The 18,373-nt window shown below is 60.0% G+C and carries 13 protein-coding genes; 6 read left to right on the top strand and 7 right to left on the bottom strand.

Annotation, left to right across the window (positions count from 1 at the left end; all coding sequences use genetic code 11):
• Nucleotides 1–214: 214 nt before the first annotated feature.
• From AB4Y79_RS19850 to AB4Y79_RS19825, 6 genes are all read right to left on the bottom strand, one after another.
• Nucleotides 215–1,357, bottom strand: coding sequence for an NAD(P)/FAD-dependent oxidoreductase (locus tag AB4Y79_RS19850; RefSeq protein ID WP_441865539.1), 1,143 nt, complete (start codon nt 1,355–1,357; stop codon nt 215–217).
• Between the two features lie 82 nt (nt 1,358–1,439).
• On the bottom strand, nt 1,440–3,545 hold the full coding sequence (locus tag AB4Y79_RS19845; protein WP_441865536.1) for a hydantoinase/oxoprolinase family protein: 2,106 nt from the start codon (nt 3,543–3,545) through the stop codon (nt 1,440–1,442).
• Nucleotides 3,545–5,173, bottom strand: a complete 1,629-nt coding sequence (locus AB4Y79_RS19840) for a hydantoinase B/oxoprolinase family protein (RefSeq protein WP_441865534.1) — start codon at nt 5,171–5,173, stop codon at nt 3,545–3,547. Before AB4Y79_RS19840 ends, AB4Y79_RS19845 begins: the two co-directional genes overlap by 1 nt.
• Nucleotides 5,174–5,395: 222 nt before the next feature.
• Nucleotides 5,396–6,508 carry an ABC transporter substrate-binding protein gene (locus AB4Y79_RS19835; RefSeq protein WP_441865532.1) on the bottom strand — a complete coding sequence of 371 codons (1,113 nt, stop codon included), beginning with the start codon at nt 6,506–6,508 and terminating at the stop codon, nt 5,396–5,398.
• Nucleotides 6,509–6,572: 64 nt separating this feature from the next.
• Nucleotides 6,573–8,333, bottom strand: coding sequence for an ABC transporter permease (locus tag AB4Y79_RS19830; protein WP_441865530.1), 1,761 nt, complete (start codon nt 8,331–8,333; stop codon nt 6,573–6,575).
• A gap of 3 nt (nt 8,334–8,336) precedes the next feature.
• Entirely contained in the window at nt 8,337–9,557 is a 1,221-nt protein-coding gene (locus AB4Y79_RS19825; RefSeq protein WP_441865528.1) for an ABC transporter ATP-binding protein, read from the bottom strand.
• Between the two features lie 241 nt (nt 9,558–9,798).
• Between AB4Y79_RS19825 and AB4Y79_RS19820 the strand changes: the two genes are divergently transcribed.
• Both AB4Y79_RS19820 and AB4Y79_RS19815 read left to right on the top strand, forming a co-directional pair.
• Nucleotides 9,799–10,935, top strand: a complete 1,137-nt coding sequence (locus AB4Y79_RS19820) for a LacI family DNA-binding transcriptional regulator (RefSeq protein ID WP_441865525.1) — start codon at nt 9,799–9,801, stop codon at nt 10,933–10,935.
• A gap of 426 nt (nt 10,936–11,361) precedes the next feature.
• Nucleotides 11,362–11,976, top strand: coding sequence for a hypothetical protein (locus AB4Y79_RS19815; protein ID WP_441865522.1), 615 nt, complete (start codon nt 11,362–11,364; stop codon nt 11,974–11,976).
• Between the two features lie 521 nt (nt 11,977–12,497).
• Here the strand turns inward: AB4Y79_RS19815 and AB4Y79_RS19810 are convergent.
• Nucleotides 12,498–13,103 (bottom strand): TetR/AcrR family transcriptional regulator, encoded by a 606-nt coding sequence (locus AB4Y79_RS19810; RefSeq protein WP_223995424.1) that lies wholly within the window; start codon nt 13,101–13,103, stop codon nt 12,498–12,500.
• Nucleotides 13,104–13,216: 113 nt separating this feature from the next.
• Between AB4Y79_RS19810 and AB4Y79_RS19805 the strand changes: the two genes are divergently transcribed.
• From AB4Y79_RS19805 to AB4Y79_RS19790, 4 genes are read left to right on the top strand one after another with little or no spacing between them, the layout of a single operon-like run.
• Nucleotides 13,217–14,755, top strand: a complete 1,539-nt coding sequence (locus AB4Y79_RS19805; protein ID WP_223995426.1) for an ABC transporter substrate-binding protein — start codon at nt 13,217–13,219, stop codon at nt 14,753–14,755.
• A 49-nt stretch (nt 14,756–14,804) separates the two neighbouring features.
• Nucleotides 14,805–15,746, top strand: a complete 942-nt coding sequence (locus AB4Y79_RS19800) for an ABC transporter permease (protein WP_223995429.1) — start codon at nt 14,805–14,807, stop codon at nt 15,744–15,746.
• Nucleotides 15,743–17,530 (top strand): dipeptide/oligopeptide/nickel ABC transporter permease/ATP-binding protein, encoded by a 1,788-nt coding sequence (locus AB4Y79_RS19795; protein WP_223995431.1) that lies wholly within the window; start codon nt 15,743–15,745, stop codon nt 17,528–17,530. The genes AB4Y79_RS19800 and AB4Y79_RS19795 overlap by 4 nt, the downstream gene beginning before the upstream one ends.
• Nucleotides 17,527–18,372: an ATP-binding cassette domain-containing protein gene (locus AB4Y79_RS19790; protein ID WP_223995439.1), complete on the top strand. Its 846-nt coding sequence runs from the start codon at nt 17,527–17,529 to the stop codon at nt 18,370–18,372. Before AB4Y79_RS19795 ends, AB4Y79_RS19790 begins: the two co-directional genes overlap by 4 nt.
• The last annotated feature ends 1 nt before the right edge of the window (nt 18,373 follow it).

The raw sequence follows: 18,373 nt of genomic DNA, 5'->3' as shown, positions 1-18,373 counted from the left end.
GCCGGAGAACTGCAGAAGAAACTGTCCGATACCCGCGGCGAAGAGTTATTTTCAATGATGGACAGCACCGCCGAAGCCAGATGGTTTCGGCGGTGCTGCCAGAGTTGTGCGCTAAAGACACGGTTTGCAGCAGCAACGCTCTCCGGGGTGGAGCAGAGTTCGTAGCAACGTGCAGGATCACCAAGCGGTCAGTCTCCCGACCGACTGGCGACCGTCAGACGCCTGCAAACCTGCTCAGCCCGAAGGTTTGCAGGGATGCGTGCCGGGTGCCGGTAAGGACTTCATCCGCGACGCTCTCAGCAAGATGGGCCGCCAAGGTCACTCCGCTGTGAGTTGCAACTGCATATATGCAGTTGTCGTCTCCGATCCAGTCTGCAATCGTCAGTCCGTCTTCGGGCAGCACCCGGGTGCCGAGGCTGACGGATTCAGTCCAGGCTTGCTTCATGGTGGGGTAGAGCTGGCGGACACGGTCCAGCAGGAGCTCCGGAACAGTCCAGATCCTGGGATCGTCCACCTCCCATTTGCCTCCGGTTGGGTGGTCTGCAAAGGTGATGCCACCATTGCGGGCCGGTCGCAGAGCAATTCCGTTGGCCCTGACGAAGTGTTTGATTCCGGACTGTACAGGTCCTGTGGTGCTGATGATCCCGACCGTTGCACGCCGGGTGTCCTTCCCTCCCTCGGCATCGAGGATCGGGAAATCGACACCGGAACCGGCGAGTATCTTCCTCGTCCCGTTTCCCGCTGCGAGGATCACCACGTCTGCGGTGTGGTGACGCAGTGTTCCGTCCACAGCCTCCGTTGTCACCTGTTTGGGTCGGACTTCAACCACCCTTTCGAAGGGGGCGTAAGTGGCTCCCGCCTGTATGGCCCGGTTGACCAGGCTCATGCACATCTTCTGTACGTCTATCCATCCTTCCTTTGCGTAGAAGGCGCCGCCAACCAGCTGACGGGGGGCGAGATTCGGTTCGAGTTCCCGAACCTCTTCCGGAGTCAACAGGTGCGCGTCGTAGTTGGTGGCGTTGAAGTTCCGGACCTTCAGTTCCAGCGCTTCAAGCTCTTCGCCAGTCTGGGCGATCTGCACCGTGCCGGTCTGGTGGAACCACCGCTGTCCGCCCGGGGTGCGTGTACGGGCCACACGTTCGTGTGCTTGTAGTCCGAGAACGTTCAGGTGGCTATATGCCGCCGGAGACTTGTTGTTCGAATTGATCCAGGCGAACGTTGCGGAACTGGTACCGGAGCCAACTTCCGCGGCGTCGATTAGAGTGACGGACGCTCCGCGCCGTGTCAGTTCTTCTGCCAGGCTGGAACCAATCACTCCGGCGCCGACGACGAGCACTTTTTGGCTTGTATTTTTCAACGACCTGCCCCCTTACGGCTAGCCGATTGTGTGCACGGCTTTTCTGGGACGGTGACGTGCCCGGTCCCCGCTCCTGCGCATGTCATGCGGTGACCTCGTCAGCGAGAACGCGTACAGACGCGTTGGTTCCCCCAAGTACCCAGGGAACGATGATGGCGCTTCCATCTTCAGACCCGCGCAGCTCCGAGCCGGGCGGCAGTGCAATGGTGGTGTCCTCCTGAAACACGAGCGCCGGCCCATCGATCACGTCACCGGGCCTTATCGAGCTCCGCGAAACAACCGTAGTAGGCGTAGCGTGATTCTGATCCCACCACACCGGAACGGACGTGCCGACGACCGCTGCTCCACTGTCGGCTTTATGCATGACCCGCTGACCGCCGGCATCGTTTTGCTTCAGGTGGATCCGGGCAAGGACACGGAGGTTCACAAACTCAACGACTTCATCTTCTGCCGCGTAGCCGTTACGTTCGCGGTGGGCCGAGATGAATGCGTCCCGCGCGGTCTTCATGTCTTCCTTGGACCATGGCGCTTCGGGAAGGTCGATGCTGAGCGCGTGGTGCTGTCCCCGGTACCGCATATCTGCACGGAGGTAGTAGCTGGGGGTTCCTCCCTTGGCGCCGTGCGAACTCTGCTCGCTCGTCCAAGCTTTTGCCGAACCCAGCAGATTCTCTGCCAGTTCATTGACCTGGTCGATCGTCGACTCGTCTGCCTGAATCAGCTGCGCCTTGACGAACTCGCTTTCCTGGTCCGAGACGAGCAGACCAAGTGCACACATGGTACCTGGGGTAGCAGGGATGAGAATTTCGCGGATACCGAGTTCCCGGGCGATGTCAACAGCGTGGAGAGGTCCGGCGCCTCCGAAACCCACGAGCACGAAATCGCGGGGGTCAAGGCCTCGTTCCATGATGATCTGGCGTGCAGTAAGGGACATGTTGGTATTGACGACGTCCAACACCGCGCGTGCCGCGTGGAGGGGTTCAAGACCAAGCTTCTCCGCGATTGTGGTCATAGCTTTGAGTGCTGCGTCGTAGTGAATCGACACGCTCGAGCCGAGCTCGACTTCGGAAGGAATGATGCCTGTCAGAACCAGCGCGTCGGTGACGGTTGGTTCAGTTCCCCCATGGCCGTAGGCGGCCGGGCCTGGCCGGGCACCCGCTGACCGGGGGCCTACTCGAAGGCGTCCGCCCGCATCGACCCAGGCAATGCTTCCGCCACCGGCTCCGATTGTCTCAATATCAAGGCTGTTTCCGAGCACGGGCAAACCTTCGACGTTCCGCAGTCGCAGGAACGACGGGCGCCCGTTGTGCACAACGCTCAGGTCTGTGCTGGTCCCGCCAACGTCGAATGTCAGCAATTCCCTGCGTCCCAATCGTTCAGCAACGTGGATGGAACCAAGGACGCCAGCCGCAGGACCGGACAGCAGGGTCATGGTCGGGTGTTTTGCGGCGTCACGCAAAGTGGCCAGACCACCTGCCGAGTGCATGAGCAGCGGTTCGATGTTCGCTCCGGCGTCCACGACTCTTTCTTCAATTCGCTTGAGGTAGACCGACATGATGGGCCCTAGTCCAGCGTCGAGTACTGCCGTGGAAAAGCGTTCGTACTCGCGAAACTCAGGTGCAACCTCTGCCGAGGTCCAAACGGGGATGTCTTTGAAGTCCTCGGCAACCCAAGAGGCAACGAGCAGTTCATGCTCAGGATTGACGTAAGAATTCAGAAATGCGACGCAAATGACCTCGGCACCCCGGTCAACAAGGCGTTGCGCCTGGGCCCGGACTTCGTCTCTGTCCGGGGCACGCAGGGACTCGCCGTCGGGCAGCGTCCGCTCGTTGATCTCCAGACGAAGTTCTTCGGGCACAAGGATCCGTCTCTCGGGGAAGAGAAGGTTGTACAGCTGTGCCCGAGTTTGCCGTCCGACGGCGAGCACGTCAGCGAACCCTGCCGTAGTGAGCAGGCCGACAGTGGCGAAGTCACCTTCAATGGCAGCATTGGTCGCTACGGTTGTTCCATGCAGCAACGCGATCACGCTGCTTGCCGGCTGCCCCGATCGTTCGAGGATCACATCCAAGGCAGCAGAGACCGCCCGGTCGGGGTCGGGCCTTGTGGAGGGCACCTTGGCCGTAATGAAGCGGCCGTCCACTTCGGCTACGACGTCGGTGAAAGTACCTCCGATGTCAATTCCTACCCGCATTATCGTGTTCCTCCTGCATTGTGAGCTGTGTCTTCTGTAGTGGGCGCGGGCTGACGTCCATACCCGCCGCCGCCAGCTGTTTCGATCCGTACGATGGTGCCGGCCGGCAACGCCTTGCCGTTGTCTTCACGGCGGAACTCCCATTCATGGTCCGTTCCGGGGTCGATGGTGACCCTCAGAGGCTTTCCTTCTTCCCCGCCTTCGAGACCCCAGGCTCCGCGCACGACCCTGTCGCCTTTCGTACGCAGACGGGTTCCTTCGGACAGCAGCTCTATGTCGCGAACAATGCCTTCGCCGCCTTGGTGGGCGCCCTTGCCGCCGGAACCTCTACGCAGGCCGTAACGGTTAACACGGAGCGGATAAGAGAGTTCCATGATTTCGCTCGGGGTGTTGGCCGTGTTTGTCAGGTGGGAATGGACGCCGCTTGGCCCGTCGGCGTCCTGTGAAGCGCCGAACCCTCCGCCGACACTCTCTACGTACGAGAAGAACTCGGAGGTTGCTGGGTCGTAGCCGTGAAGGTGGAGGCTGGGGATGGAACCGTGTGAAGCGGCGGGGATCCGGTCAGGTACCGCCTGGGCAAGGGCACCCAGGATGGACTCGGCCACTCGCTGGCACGTGTCGGATCGAGACCACACCGGGGCAGGATCGATGGGGTTGAGGATTGAACCACGTTCGGCGGTGATTTTGATCAATCGGTAAAACCCGGCGTTCGCGGGCAATTCCGGGTCCAAAGCGGCCTTGAGAGCGTAGTAGACGGTTGCGTCCAACGCTGATGGCACCACGTTAATCTGGCCCGGAACCTGCCGGGACGTACCGGTGAAGTCGACGTGGACCCCATCGGGACCGATGTCAACGGTGACGGCGATTTCGATATTTTCGGTGCCGGCGCCATCGTAATCGAGCCAGTCATGAAATTCGTACCTGCCCGCTGGTACTTTTTCCAGTGCCGCGCGAACCTGAAGTTCCGCCTTGTCGAGCCACTGGCCCGTGGCTTTGAGAACGAAGTCGACCCCGTACTTTTCGCAGAGTCCCTCGTACCGGTTCACCCCCAGCTGAACAGCAGCGAACTGCGCCCGAAGGTCCCCGAGGCGTTCCCTGCTTGAACGGCAATTGGCAAGCGTGAAGCGGAGAAGCTGATCGTCAAGGATTCCCTGGGAAAAGATCCGGACGGGAGGAATCCTGAGCCCCTCGGAATACACATCCGGCGCACCACCAAGGGAGCCGCCAAATTCGGAATGGTGGGCGACCGTCGCGGCAAACCCGCACAGCGTTTCCCCCGCAAAGACGGGTGCGACAACGGCAACATCTGGCAGGTGCGTGCTGCCACCGGCATAGGGATCATTGGAAATGAACACATCACCTGCGTGAATGTCATCTCCGAACTGTTCGATAAGACGGGGAATGAACCCGAACATGGAACCCATGTGCAACGGAATGTGCTCAGCCTGAGCAATGGTGCGGCCCCTGCTGTCAAGCAAGGAGGTCGAGCAGTCTTTCCGTTCTTTGATGTTGGGGGAGTAGGCCGAGCGAATGAGGGCGATGCCCATCTCCTCTGCGATCGCCAACAGATGGTTGCCAATAATATCGACTGATACAGAGTCGATGGGGGGAGAGACTGTGGTGTTCATATGCTTTCTTTCGTTGTTGAATCTTTTGAACGCTGATCCCTTGGACGCGCACGGTCTCGACTGCTGTTGGGCTGCCGGGGCGGATGCGGTGCGGTCTTGTGTTCAAACGGAAGGTGACGCTGAGGGTGGGGTTATTCAGCCAGTTGGGCCGAGGGCTGGGCTTGGTGCCCGAGGGTTGTCGGACGGGGTCCGCAGCAGGCTGTGGGTGCTCGCTCTTCGGTGCTAGCCGGTCACTCCCAGTGCAGCATTCCATCGATTGATAACGTCTTTGCCTCGTTTTTCGGCCTCGTCGGCGCTGTAGAGAACGAAGGTCTTGTCGCCGGCTCCGGGAAGTTGGAAATCGCCAGTGGCTGCCTGCTTGATGTCAGTCCTTGAACTTACGAAGCCTTGGGCGGCAGCGAACTTTTGGCCGGATGCGGACATCGTCCAGTTCATGAACAGTTGGGCTGCAGGGTTGTCTTTCCCGGTCGTGGTCAGTCCTTGCAGGTTCAGCGTTCCGGACACACCTTCCGCGGGCACTACGACCTTGATTGGTGCTCCGCCCTTCTGGGCTGCCAGGGCTGTATTTATGCCGGCGACAGGAGCGACGGTAATTTCGCCCCGAGCGAGTGCGTCCAGCTGCACCGAGGATGCATCAAAAATGCGCGGCTTCTGGTTGGCGAATTTTGTCCAGTACCCAGCTCCAAATTCCTTTTCCTGGAACGCGGCGAGTCCTTGAGCTGCACCGCCTGCTCCAGCGCTGACCACGCCCACCTTGCCCTGCCACTTGGGGTCCAACAGGTCGTTCCAGCTCTTGGGGGCATCTTCGGGTTTGACAGCTTGATTGTTGTACACGATGGCCGCGACGGTGTAGTAGGCGGTGACGTACTTTCCGTCGGCCCACACGACATTGGGCATGGCTGCCAGATCCTTGTACTTTGGTTCGGCCGTGTAAGGCACAAAGACGTTCTTCGTTGCCAGTTCTGCCGCAAACCGCGGATCGCCCATCGTGATGACGTCATTTGAAAGACGTCCTACTCCCGCTTCGCTCAGGACACGTTCGTTGAGCTTTGTCGCCGGAAGTCTGTCCACTTTGATGTCGACGCCGGTCTCGGCCTTGAATCGTTCAGCCGTAAGGTTGGCGGTATCGGCACTGGACGAGGTTACCCAGGACACGCTGCCCTTCCGGGCTGCATCAAGCAGATCTGCACTGGCGACTTTCTCGCCGTCTATGACGAGTCCGCTGGAGTCATCCACGGTGGCTGACTCCAATACTTTGTTGGACGGATCGCCCGCTGATCCGCAACCGGTGAGCAAGAGTGCAGATGCGCCGATAATGGCCGTCAGGGACTTCATGCGTGATATTTTCATGATCGTTCTTTCTGGATGACGTGCAGATACGGGCGGAACTCGCAGGGAGTTATCGCTCCGAGAGACGACGGGGAATATAAGACAGGACAAACATCAGGGCCATGTAGACCACACTCATAGCGGCCGCTTCTTGAAGGGCGCCGCCAGTCTCAAAGGCTTCGTAGATGGTCACTGAGAGGATTTCGGTACTGCGGGTTGAGAGGAAAAGTGGCACGGTAAGTTCCCGCATGCTCAGCATGAGAAGCAGCAAGAAAGTGGAAAGAAGACCAATCTTCATGAGCGGGACCGTAACTGCCATCACTGCTCGCGGACGCGAAGCACCAAGCATGACAGCGGAATCCTCAAGGTCGCGATCTGTAGCCAGGATGGATGCCGCAATGCCACGGAAACCTTGCGGGGACTGTACCGCCATGAAGGCGATCACCAGGACTGCCAAAGTGCCATACAACGGCACGGGCATGATCAGCCAGGTCCAGAGAAGCCCCATACCGAGCACGATGGATGGAATAGCCAAGGGGACCATGGAGGTACCTTCAATGGCGAGACGCCCGGCAGCCTTGGAACGGTAAACGAGATATCCGCAGATGAAGGCGAGGACCACGCCCGCGGAGGCGGCGAACAACCCTACGACCAAGCTGTTGGCAGCAGATCCCAGGAAACGTGAGGATCCAAGGACGCCGGCGAAAGAACTGAAATCCCAACTTCCCGGCTTCGTGAGTTGGCTAAGGCTTGTGAGATAGCGACTCTTTTGAGCAGCCACCACTACTAGGGCCAGCACCGGAAGGACGACCGACAAGAAAAAGAACAGAAGCGCAAGCACGAGCGCCGGAATGCGGTACCGGCCAAGGATGACCTTCTTTTGCCGTACCCCCTTGCCGCTGACGGTGGTGTAGGACCGTTTAGCGAGCATCCTGCGCTGCAACGCGGTGACTAGTAGAACAACGGCGACCAGAACGATCGCGATGGCCGCGCTCTCATTTCCCCTGGAGGGGCTGGTGTTGAGCAGTCGATAGATCAAGGTAGGAAGCGTGTCGATGCCGCCGGGAGTTGCAAGTACCTGCGACACCGGGAAGTTTTCGAACACAAGAATGAAGGTCAGAAGAGCCGACCCAAGCAGTGCTGGCATGGCGAGCGGGAAGGAAATCAGTCGCTGCATGCGATTCTGTGTGGCACCGTGGACACGAGCAGCTTCTTCCAGGTCAGGGCTCATCATGGACATGGCTCCATGCACCATGAGGAAGGTGTAAGGCGAGTAATAGAGAGCGAAAACAAAGACCACTCCACCGATGCTGTACATGTTTAGCGGCACCGAAGTTCCCATGTCACGCTGGGCGATGTTGAGTAATCCGGCAGTAGGGCTCCCAAGGATCGACCACGAAAGTGCGCCCGTGTAGGAGGGCAGGAAGATTGGCATCAGCCCGATGAGATAGATGAAACGCGGCATCGGGATGTCGGTTCGTGCTGCCAGGAACGCGAGCGAACCACCAATAAAGCACGCAAAAACAGTGGCGAGGGTACTTATCAGGATCGAGTTGAAGAAGGCGTTGATTGTCTGGCCTTCGAGCAGTACCGAGAAGTTCTGAAGCGTCAGGTTCCAGCTGATATTGCCAGGTCGGGGGACGTCGGTGCTGAAAGCTGCAAGGAGGACGAGTCCCGCGGGCACAACAATAAGGATGCCGAGAACGACAAGCACTGGTCCGCTTACTATGCCTCGGCGGGGGCTCAATTTCTTATATCCACGTTTTGGCCGGCCTCCCGCTGAGGGAACAATCGGCGCCGGGCTGTTAAACAGTTCGGTTGGCGCAGTCATGGTTTAAGCCTTCCCGGAGGCCGGGACACGATGTGTTCCGTTCAGGTCCTGGGGTGATGCCGCGGCTGTGGGGTCATCCGCTGAGCGCGACAATGTCCCGCGGGCTTGTCCTGCCGAATACCCCTGATCGGCGGCGTCTGTCTCCTGTGGAAGTACTCTGACATTGCGGGGATCGATTTCGACATAAACACGGTCGTCCTTGTGCAGCGTCGCCCCGGCACTCTCACGGGTCTCAATCTCGAGTGAAGGACCAGCGTCCAAGCGCACAGTCCACCGAGTGAACGAGCCCTGGAAGATGCTGACAGCGACCGTTCCGGCCCAAGAATTCACAGCATCAGCAGAAGGCCTGGTGTGCAGCTGCACGTGCTCGGGACGAATGCATACACTCAGGTCTTCTCCGACGGGCGGCATTGGCAACGCGGTCGTGATTTGGAGTTCATAATCGGCGAGTTTGACCCGGTGATGCTTCTCCAGGGGCCTATCAATCCGGAATATGTTAGCCATCCCGAGGAACTTGGCGATGGACGCCGAAGCCGGCTTGCTGTAGGTATCGACAGGCGAGGCCAACTGGGTGATGCGGCCGTGCTGCATGATAGCGATCCGATCGCCGAGCGCTAAAGCCTCACCCTGGTCGTGGGTGACGTAAATAGAAGTCAGCCCCAGTTCCAGCTGTAGCCTCCGCAGTTCCACGCGCAGATCCTCGCGAAGACGGGCATCGAGATTCGACAAGGGCTCATCGAGCAGCATTACGCTGGGCTCCATGGCCAAACTCCGTGCGAGTGCGACCCTCTGCATCTGTCCACCGGAGAGCAAACTCGCCCCCTTATCCGCCAAGTGATCCAGCCCCACAAGCTCCAGAGTCTCCAGGGCCTTGGCGCGGATTTGGTTCTTGGGCCTGCCCTTCATCCGAAGCGGGAATGACACGTTTTCAAGCACAGTCATGTGGGGCCAGACTGCATAGGACTGGAACACCATTCCAACGTTTCGCTTGTTGGAGGTGACGTTCCGGCCCGTTCGTGCGTCGAAGACCGTTGTGCCACCTATGCTGATCGTCCCTGCACTCGGGTCTTCCAGACCAGCGACACATCGCATGGTGCTGGTCTTGCCACACCCTGATTGCCCAAGCAAGACCAGGGATTCGCCGTCGGCGATATCAAGGCTCAGTTGCTTGACTGCTTGGAAGGGCCCGTACGTCAACGACAGGTCCCTAATTTTTACGTCCATAGTTGTTCCTCACGAGATCGTTCCCCGGGCCGCGCAACACCGGAGCGAAGCGAGGTATGTGGTCGAGGAGATGTAACTAGTTACATCTTGCACTTTCATTGAAGCTTAAGCAAGGCTTTTTTGTGCCTGGCGTCACAACAGCGAGTAGCGATTGGGTCGTGGTTGCCGTCGGGGATGACGACCCGGGGCTATGATGTAACCAGTTACATCGTGACATTCTCCTCAAAGGGAAGGCAAGGGCATGTCCACAGGTACGGGCTTAAATGACGGTGCGACCAGCGGCCATGGACGCGAGTGGTATCGTACGACCGTGAGCCGACCGCGCAGGACGACAATCGCCGCTGTAGCCGAATTGGCTGGTGTGTCTACCGCCACCGTTTCCCGCGTTCTGAGCGGAGTGTCACCCGTAACAGAAACCACGCGGGAACGAGTGCAAGCCGCAGTCGAGGCCCTGAATTATCGGCCCAGTGATTTGACCAGGGCAGTTTTTGCAGGCCGCTCCAACACCATCGGGGTTCTCTTTGCCGACATGAGGAGCCGCTACTACGTTGGTCTGATCGAGGGAATCTCCCGAATTGCCAACGCATCAGACACACTGGCTTATCTCGCTGCAGGCAATCGGGACAATGCACAGGACCGGCGCATTCTGTCGCTCATGGACTCCCACAGAGTCCGGGGCCTAATCACTGCCGCCCAGGACAATGACGACATCATTCTGGCAATGGCGCAATCTGGAACTGAGTGCGTCTACATCACTCGCCGGCCCACCGTGGACCATCCGCGAATCCATAGCATTCGTCTTGATAACGTCGCTGCGGGACGCCTTGCCTGGGAGCACATGTCCAACATTGGGCGCACACGCCCTCTACTCGTGAATCTGTCACCGCAACGGGACACTACCCGAGAGCGGACGGCGGGGTTCTTTGATGCGGCACGCGAGGTTGGTGTGGAACTAAACTCCGGCAACACCTTCGGACTATCGTCCCTCGATAAAGTAAGCGACGAGCTCGTGGAACGCATCCGTGACGGCTTCGCAAGCGGCGCCATTGATTCCGTAGTAGCGACAACAGGTGTCGCCACCTTCCGCGCCTACGAAGCCCTCACCCGGACGGGCCTCCACGTACCAGACGATGTGGCGATTCTTGGGTTCGACGACTTCGATTGGGCGGAGTACCTTTCCACTCCACTGACGGTGATATCCCAGCCGACGGTCGAGATGGGCTCTGCCGCGGCAGAGCTGATTCTGACCGAACCTGGAACAAGCCAACAGCTAACGTTTCCGCCGCAGTTGATTGTCAGAGAGTCGACGCGAGGGCGCCAGAAGAGCCCATTCCCCCAGGCCAAACTCAATGATTCTGGGAAGGCTGACCCGGCCTAGAGATAAGGAGCCGTCCATGCGCCCACTTCTACTCGGTCGTTCTCATTGGACTAACGACCTTCGAGCAGCCCGTAAGCGAAATTGGCCGCACTGCCATCGACCTCCTGGTTGATAAGATCGAGGGCCGCATCGACCAAGACCGACTGGTTGCGCTACGCGGCAGCATCGTAGCCGGCAGAACAGCAGGCCCAGTTCCAGCCCAGCAGTCGAACGGAGGACAGGCTTCCAGGCGGCAGAGGGAAGCGGCCTGCAATCGTTCGGCGAGGAAGGGTCCGGGCCCTGCATCCGCTCTCTTGAACCGGACTACCAACTGAGCTGTATACGCACCTGGTCAGGCTCTCGGTGCCCGCCGCCCTTTTGCCGCGGCCGCTTTGCTACGGGCCTGCGCTTGATGCGACGTGGGGTCACCCCCGTAGGATGCTGATCGTGAACGAGATGCTCGCGACCTTCCCCGCCTACACCCCCTGGATCATCGCTTTAGCCACGACAGCGTGGGTAGCCAAACAGATCTCTGACATTTCTAATGCCGTTCCGAAAAAGGTTGGGGGCAGGTCGCTTCGTCGCTTGCGCACAGCCAAAGACACGGCTGACCTCGCCACCCCCGGAACCCCGGAGCATAAGCTGTTTGCCGAGAGGCACCGGAGGGAAGCAATTCGCCATGCAGCCATTATCCAGGCGCCTCCATCAACCATGACATGGGTGATGGTCTCGATTGGAGTGGCCGCCGGCTGCGCCCAAATGGCTGCCTCAAACAATGGCTCAATGCTCGCAACGTTCGTGGTCTACAACATCGTCTCGGTGGGCCCGCTGGTGGCATTGGAACAGGAAGCATTTGGAACACGCCGCCGTATACGGGCGTACTGTATCGACAACCCGGACGGTGATCTCGGCGACGTGCTAAAGGACATCAAAAGAGAAGCTTCGGGGCCGCTGTTTCGATGGGTCGACTTGAAAAGGGGCCGTGTGAGAAATCAGCTCAAAACGCCCCTGGCGGCCCGCCCTGATACTGACGAAGAGACAGCCGCGGCGGTCACTCGATAGGTCACCCCTGCACGTCCTCGCTCGAGGCGTTCTTACGCCCTTCATTCAACCCGCTGATGTCAGCTTGCTTGCTATGCAGTAAAAGCTTGCGCGCCGCCCGGGCATGGTTGCCAAAGATTCCGACGGCCTGCTACTAAGGCCGATAATTGTGATTGCGTCAACCTGCTCTGGCGGGCAAACCCGTGCTTGCTTAACGGCGTGGTCGGAACTGGTGGCGACTCTGGCCCGTCCATGGCTGGGGTCAATTCAGGTGATCCACGGTTGGAATGGGTGCCGTTGGGGTAGCTCCCTGGAAGCAGTAGCGGTGGATAACCTATGAGAATCGTCCCCGGCTGTGGGCGGGCGGACCTAACCTCAGGTGCAAAATTAGATCAATTCCAGTTGTTCCAAGGAGCCGGCAGCAGCCCTGTGCCAGGTTGGGGTGTAGTCGAAGTAGACGCAATAATCTGCCGGCGGTTGGGAGCAGCAGCCGTTTGCGCACTGTGGACATTCAAGTGCGGGAAGGCTACCAAGGGCTTGACTCATGGCGAAAGAGGATGAATCAAGAACGATTCGAGGAGTTTTCGCGTGATTTGGGGCAGTGAGAAGGCGCCGGGTTGGTAGAGGCCTTGGACCTGCAGGCCGTCTGACAGCGCTACATATGCGCGCGCTGCTTCGATTGGTTCGATTCCAGGACGAAGTGCGCCTTCCTCCTGCGCATCCCTAAAGGCCCCTTCCACATGGCTGAGAATCGCCTCATACCGCCTGCCGAAGTATTCATTTGCTGGATGATCGCCTGCCGTCGCCTCTGCTGACATGATCGCGAAGAAGCGTGTAACGGAGGGGTTGGCTTGGTCGCGTTCAGCGACATCGATCAGGCCCTGCAGCAAGGCCAGTCCCTTGCCCCCCTCAAAAAACGTTTCCGCTTCAGCATCGCGCTGTTCAAAGACTGCTTCCAACAACAAGGTTTTGGTCGGGAAGTGGTGGTTCAAACCAGCGACACTCATGCCCGCCAGGGAGGCTATCTCGCCCAGGGAAGCGTTCAAAAAGCCTACTTTCGCGAAGATGACCGATGCGGCGTCAACGATCTGCTGCCGCCGTTGTGCAGTTTTCGCGTACTCCCCGCGCCGGGGCGTTTTGGTACTCATCCCCTGACAATATCAATTTTTCGACAAAAACCGGATGATCATCCGCTTTTTGTGTTACCGTCGATGTATCGGGCGTCACACCGATCACCTTCTTAACGTCGAAAGGACGTGCAATGAAGCACAACACAAGCAAGCTTTGGGCTGTGGGGGTGGGGCTTTCATGCGCTCTTGCCCTCTCTGCCTGCACCGGAGGAGCCGGCAGCGGGGGAGGTTCTGCAGAGCAGCAGACCACCCTCCGTTACGGGTCGGCGGCCGCGCTGAAGTCTTTTGCCCCGTGGGAAGCCCGCTGGGCGGGCGATGTCGCCTACCTTCAGCCGGTCTATGACACGCTTCTTCGGGAAGACCCGGACGGCAATATCAAGCCCGGCCTGGCGACTTCGTGGGAGTGGGACCAGACGCGGACCGAGCTCACCCTGAAATTGCGTGACGACGTGAAGTTCAGCGACGGCCAGGCCCTTACCGCTGACGTGGCCGCGGGGGACCTCACCCGGTTCCGTGATGGCACCAGCGACAACGCCTCATTCCTGCGTGCACTGAAGACGGCGCAGGCAACCGACGCGCATACTCTCGTCCTGACGCTGTCGGAGCCCGATCCGGCGTTCCTCGTTTACCTGTCGCAGAATGCCGGCATCATCGGAAGCCCTTCCATGTGGAACTCGCCTGACGCGAAGACATCTCCGGTCGGCTCGGGCCCGTATGAACTCAGCAAGGACGAGTCTGTCGTGGGATCGAAGTACGTCTTCAAAAAGAAGGCCGATTATTGGGATCCTGAGTCTGTCCGTTACGACCAGATCGAGGTGAACGTCTATCCCGATTCGACTGCCCTTGTCAATGCGCTCAAGAGTGGTCAGCTCGATGTGAGCGCATCAAACACGCCTACCCAGATCCCGGATGCGAAGGCTTCGGGTTACGAAGCCAACCTCACGGAGTTGAACTGGGCCGGGTTCCTGCTGGTTGACAGGGAGGGAAAGACAAATCCGGCCCTTGGCGACGTCCGTGTTCGCCAGGCCATTAACCACGCTCTTGACCGGAAGGGCCTGGTGCAGGCTCTCGCGGCCGGCTATGCCACCCCGACAACCCAGATTTTTTCCGCCGGCAGCGACGCCTATGTCGCTGACCTGGACAACCGCTACCCGTATGATCCCGACAAGGCCAAAAAGCTTCTTGCTGATGCGGGCTACCCGGATGGGTTCACCCTGGTGATGCCGCGGAACAACTTCGTGCCCGAATCCGAGTTCGCTGTCTACGCTGAGCAGCTCAATGCCGTCGGCATCAAGGTCCAGTGGGAGCAGACCGGAGATGATCTTTTCCCGAAGATGCTTGGCGGCACCTGGTCGGCGTTCCCGTTCCAGCTGCAGTCTGACCCGACGGCGTGGCAAACCCTGCAGTTCGCCGTACTGCCGTCGGCTACCTGGAACCCGTTCCACGTCACCAACCCCGAGTTGGCGGCGCTGGCCGCGAAACTGCAGACTGCAGAGGGCGAGGAAGCTACTGCTGTGGCGAAGCAGGTCAACGAATGGCTCGTGGACCAAGCATGGTTCGCACCGAGCTACCGTCTTCAGAGTGCATTCTTCAGCGATGCCGACACGAAAGTCGTGATGCAGAAGGACAACATCGCGCCGTATCTCTGGAACATCGAGCCCAAGAAATGATCGGTTGGGGCGGCGTGATTCACGCAGCCCCAACCCGGACGGGACCCTCATGATTGCTTTCATCCTTCGTCGGCTTGGAGCCGGCATCGTCACAGTCGCGACCCTCTGCGTACTTGCGTTCTTTCTGCTTTACGTGGGAGCGACGGACACTGCACGCAACATCGTTGGCCAGTCGGCGTCTGCCGAGATCGTAGCTCGGAAAGCCGCCGAGCTCGGCATCGACAAACCGCTGATCATACAGTTCGGTGATTGGCTGGGGCACGTTATGGCCGGCGATCTTGGCCGGTCGTGGTTCTCCGGGGAACCGGTAGTGCAAACGCTCGCGGTGCGGGTTCCGGTGACTCTTTCGATCACTATCGGCGCCACGCTGGTATCGGGGCTGCTGGCGGTCCTGCTGGGCGCCCTCGCAGCCGGACGGCGTGGCTGGCTCGACCGTACCATTCAGGTCGGGTCGGTTATCGCCGCTGCCGTGCCCGGGTTTCTCTTCGCCCTTGCCCTGGCCACGGTTTTCGGCCTGATGCTGCGATGGCTGCCGGCCACCGGCTACATCTCCGCTTCGAAGTCCATCACCGGTTGGTTGTCGACTGTGACCCTGCCGATCATCGCCCTTGCGATCGGGGCGACAGCCGGGGTGGCCCAGCAGGTCCGCGGCTCGATGATCGACGTGCTCAGAATGGACTACGTACGCACCCTTCGCTCCCGTGGCCTTCCCACGCGCAGGGTGGTCTACGGCCACGTCCTGCGGAACGCAGCAGGGCCAGCGCTTGGCGTTCTTGGGCTTCAGTTCGTGATTGTCTTCGGCGGCGCCGTGATCATCGAACAGGTCTTCTCGCTCCCAGGAATCGGACAGGCAGCAGTGAAGGCCACCACCCAGGGGGACCTTCCGGTCGTCATGGGCGTCGTCATCGTCACCGCCATCCTCGTTGTTCTCGTAAATCTCGCCATCGACCTACTGCAAGGCTGGCTCAACCCCAAGGTGCGACTCTCATGAGCGAAGTCGAAGCACAAGCTCTTCCCATCCCCAAAGAACCAGCGCCGCTGCGGCGCGGGCTCTTCAGCAGGCTCATGGGTAACCCCATCGGCATGATCGCCATCGCCTATCTGGCACTGCTGGCGCTGGTCGCAATCGTGGGTCCATTCCTGGTTCCTTTTGATCCCAACGATGCAAAATTATCCAACGTCCTCGCCGGCGCGGGTAACGGGCACTTCCTCGGCAGCGACAGTGCCGGCCGTGACGTGTTTTCACGCCTCATAGTTGCCAGTTCTGTCAGTCTTGCCGGGGCGCTGCTGACCGTGGTCATTGCTGCCCTCGTTGGCATCCCGGCGGGCCTGGTCGCCGGTTACTACGGTGGCTGGTTCGACACGGCCGCGGCCTGGGTTTCCGGACTCCTGATGGCTCTGCCGGCACTTGTTGTCCTGCTTGCTGTCCGGGCCGTGGTTGGCCCCTCCATGTGGCTGGTGATGGCAGTTCTCGGTGTGCTCATTTCGCCCTCGTTTTACCGCGTTGTTTCCGGCTCGGTGCGGGCCGTGCGCGAAGAACTCTATATTGACGCAGCGAAAGTCGCCGGCCTGAGTGATGCCCGGATTATCGGCCGCCACGTCCTCACAGCCGTCCGTGCCCCCGCTATCCTCCTGGTGGCCGGCATCTTCGCAGTCGGCGTCGGGATCCAGGCCATCCTGGACTTTCTTGGCCTTGGCGACCCTTCCCTGCCAACCTGGGGCGGAATGCTGGGGGAGGGTTTCTACAACATTTTCCGCGCCCCTTCGCTGATGCTCTGGCCCAGCCTGGCCATCGGCATAACTTGCATCGCGCTGACCCTGCTGGGTACGGCGCTGCGGGATGAACTCGAATTCACCGGGGACCGCGCATCCCGGGCCCGCGCTGCGTGGGAACAGCCCCAGCCGCGCCCGGCCGCACCGATCGTCCACGGGGATCCCGCCGCTGATCCGCCCCTGCTGAAAATCACCGACCTTGCCGTGGCGTACCCGTCAGAGAACCAATGGACGACGGTGGTTGATGGAGTCTCCCTCAGCATCGCTTCCGGCGAAGTCCACGCCCTTATAGGCGAGTCCGGTTCAGGTAAGACACAGACCGCATGGGCCACGTTGGGGCTCCTGCCGGAGGGCGGAAGCGTGGTGTCCGGGTCGATTCAGCTCGACGGGGAGGAACTAACGTCGAAGAGTGCTGAGGAGCTTGGGAAACTGCGGGGTCGGCGCATTGCCTACATCCCGCAGGAGCCTCTTTCCAATCTGGACCCGTCCTACACCATAGGCTTCCAGCTCATCGAGCCCATGCGGGTGGTCGGAGGGCTGTCCAAAGACCAGGCGCGGCGGCGGGCGCTGGAACTGCTGGATCGGGTAGGTATCGCCAACCCGGAACGAACGATGGACTCCTACCCGCACCAGATTTCCGGCGGAATGGCGCAACGAATCCTGATCGCCGGAGCGGTCTCCTGCAACCCGGCGTTGATCATTGCCGATGAACCCACCACGGCGCTTGACGTCACCGTCCAGGCGGAAGTGCTCGAGCTTCTGCGTGAGATCCAAACCGACCTGCAGGTCGCAGTCTTGCTGGTCACCCACAACTTCGGTGTGGTCGCGGACCTCGCCGACCGGGTCTCGGTCATGCGCGCCGGAACCGTTGTCGAGTCCGGAACGGTTGCCGACGTGTTCGCCAGCCCGAAGCATCCCTACACCCGGGGACTGTTCGAGGCAGTTCTTGATCACGCACCCACTCGCCAGCCCTGGTCATCGAAAACGGAGGCACGGCAATGAGTTTGCTGGATATTCAGGATGTCTCGGTCACATATCCCCGGCGTGGTTGGCGAAGGCCCCCTTTCCAGGCCTTGCATCGGGTATCACTTGACGTCCGTGAAGGTGAGACCGTCGGCTTGGTCGGTGAATCCGGTTCCGGAAAGTCGACGCTCGGACGGGCCCTCCTCGGACTTGCACCCGTCAGCGGAGGAAAGATCCTCTTCGACGGGCGTGACCTCGCCCAGGCCAGCGCTCAAGAACGCCGAAAGCTTGCATCAGGGATTCAGGTCGTTTTCCAGGACCCTTACTCCTCGCTCAGCCCGTCGCTGACAGTCGGTGAGACTCTTGCCGAGCCGTTGCGGGTGCGTAACGTCAGCCGGAGTGATGCAAATGCACGGATAGCGGAAGCGCTGGACCTTGTCCGGCTTCCGTTCAACGCGATCCAGCGGCTTCCACGCGAATTCTCCGGCGGGCAGCGACAACGCATCGCCATCGCGCGTGCACTCGTTCTTGAACCACGCCTCATCGTCTGCGACGAACCTGTCTCGGCCCTGGACCTGACGACACAAGCCCTGGTCCTTCAACTCTTTCTTGAAGTTCAGGAGCGCACCGGCGTTTCATACCTGTTCATTTCCCACGACTTATCGGTTGTCCGGGTCATGAGCCACCGCATTGCCGTCATGCGCGGCGGAAAAATTATCGAGAGCGGGACAGCCGGCGAAGTCTCCTCCAACCCCCGGCATCCGTATACGCAGCAACTCCTGCTCGCAGCGCCGGTAGCGGATCCAGCCCTTCAATCGGCACGCCGCGCCGCGTACTTTCAATCTCTGAACACCCGGCAATCCGCCGGAGAAATGATTTGAC

Source organism: Pseudarthrobacter sp. YAF2, from assembly GCF_052113345.1.
Taxonomy (GTDB): Bacteria; Actinomycetota; Actinomycetes; order Actinomycetales; family Micrococcaceae; genus Arthrobacter.
The sequence above is the reverse complement of the archived record's forward strand: the minus strand, read 5'-3'. Positions and strand labels throughout refer to the sequence as shown.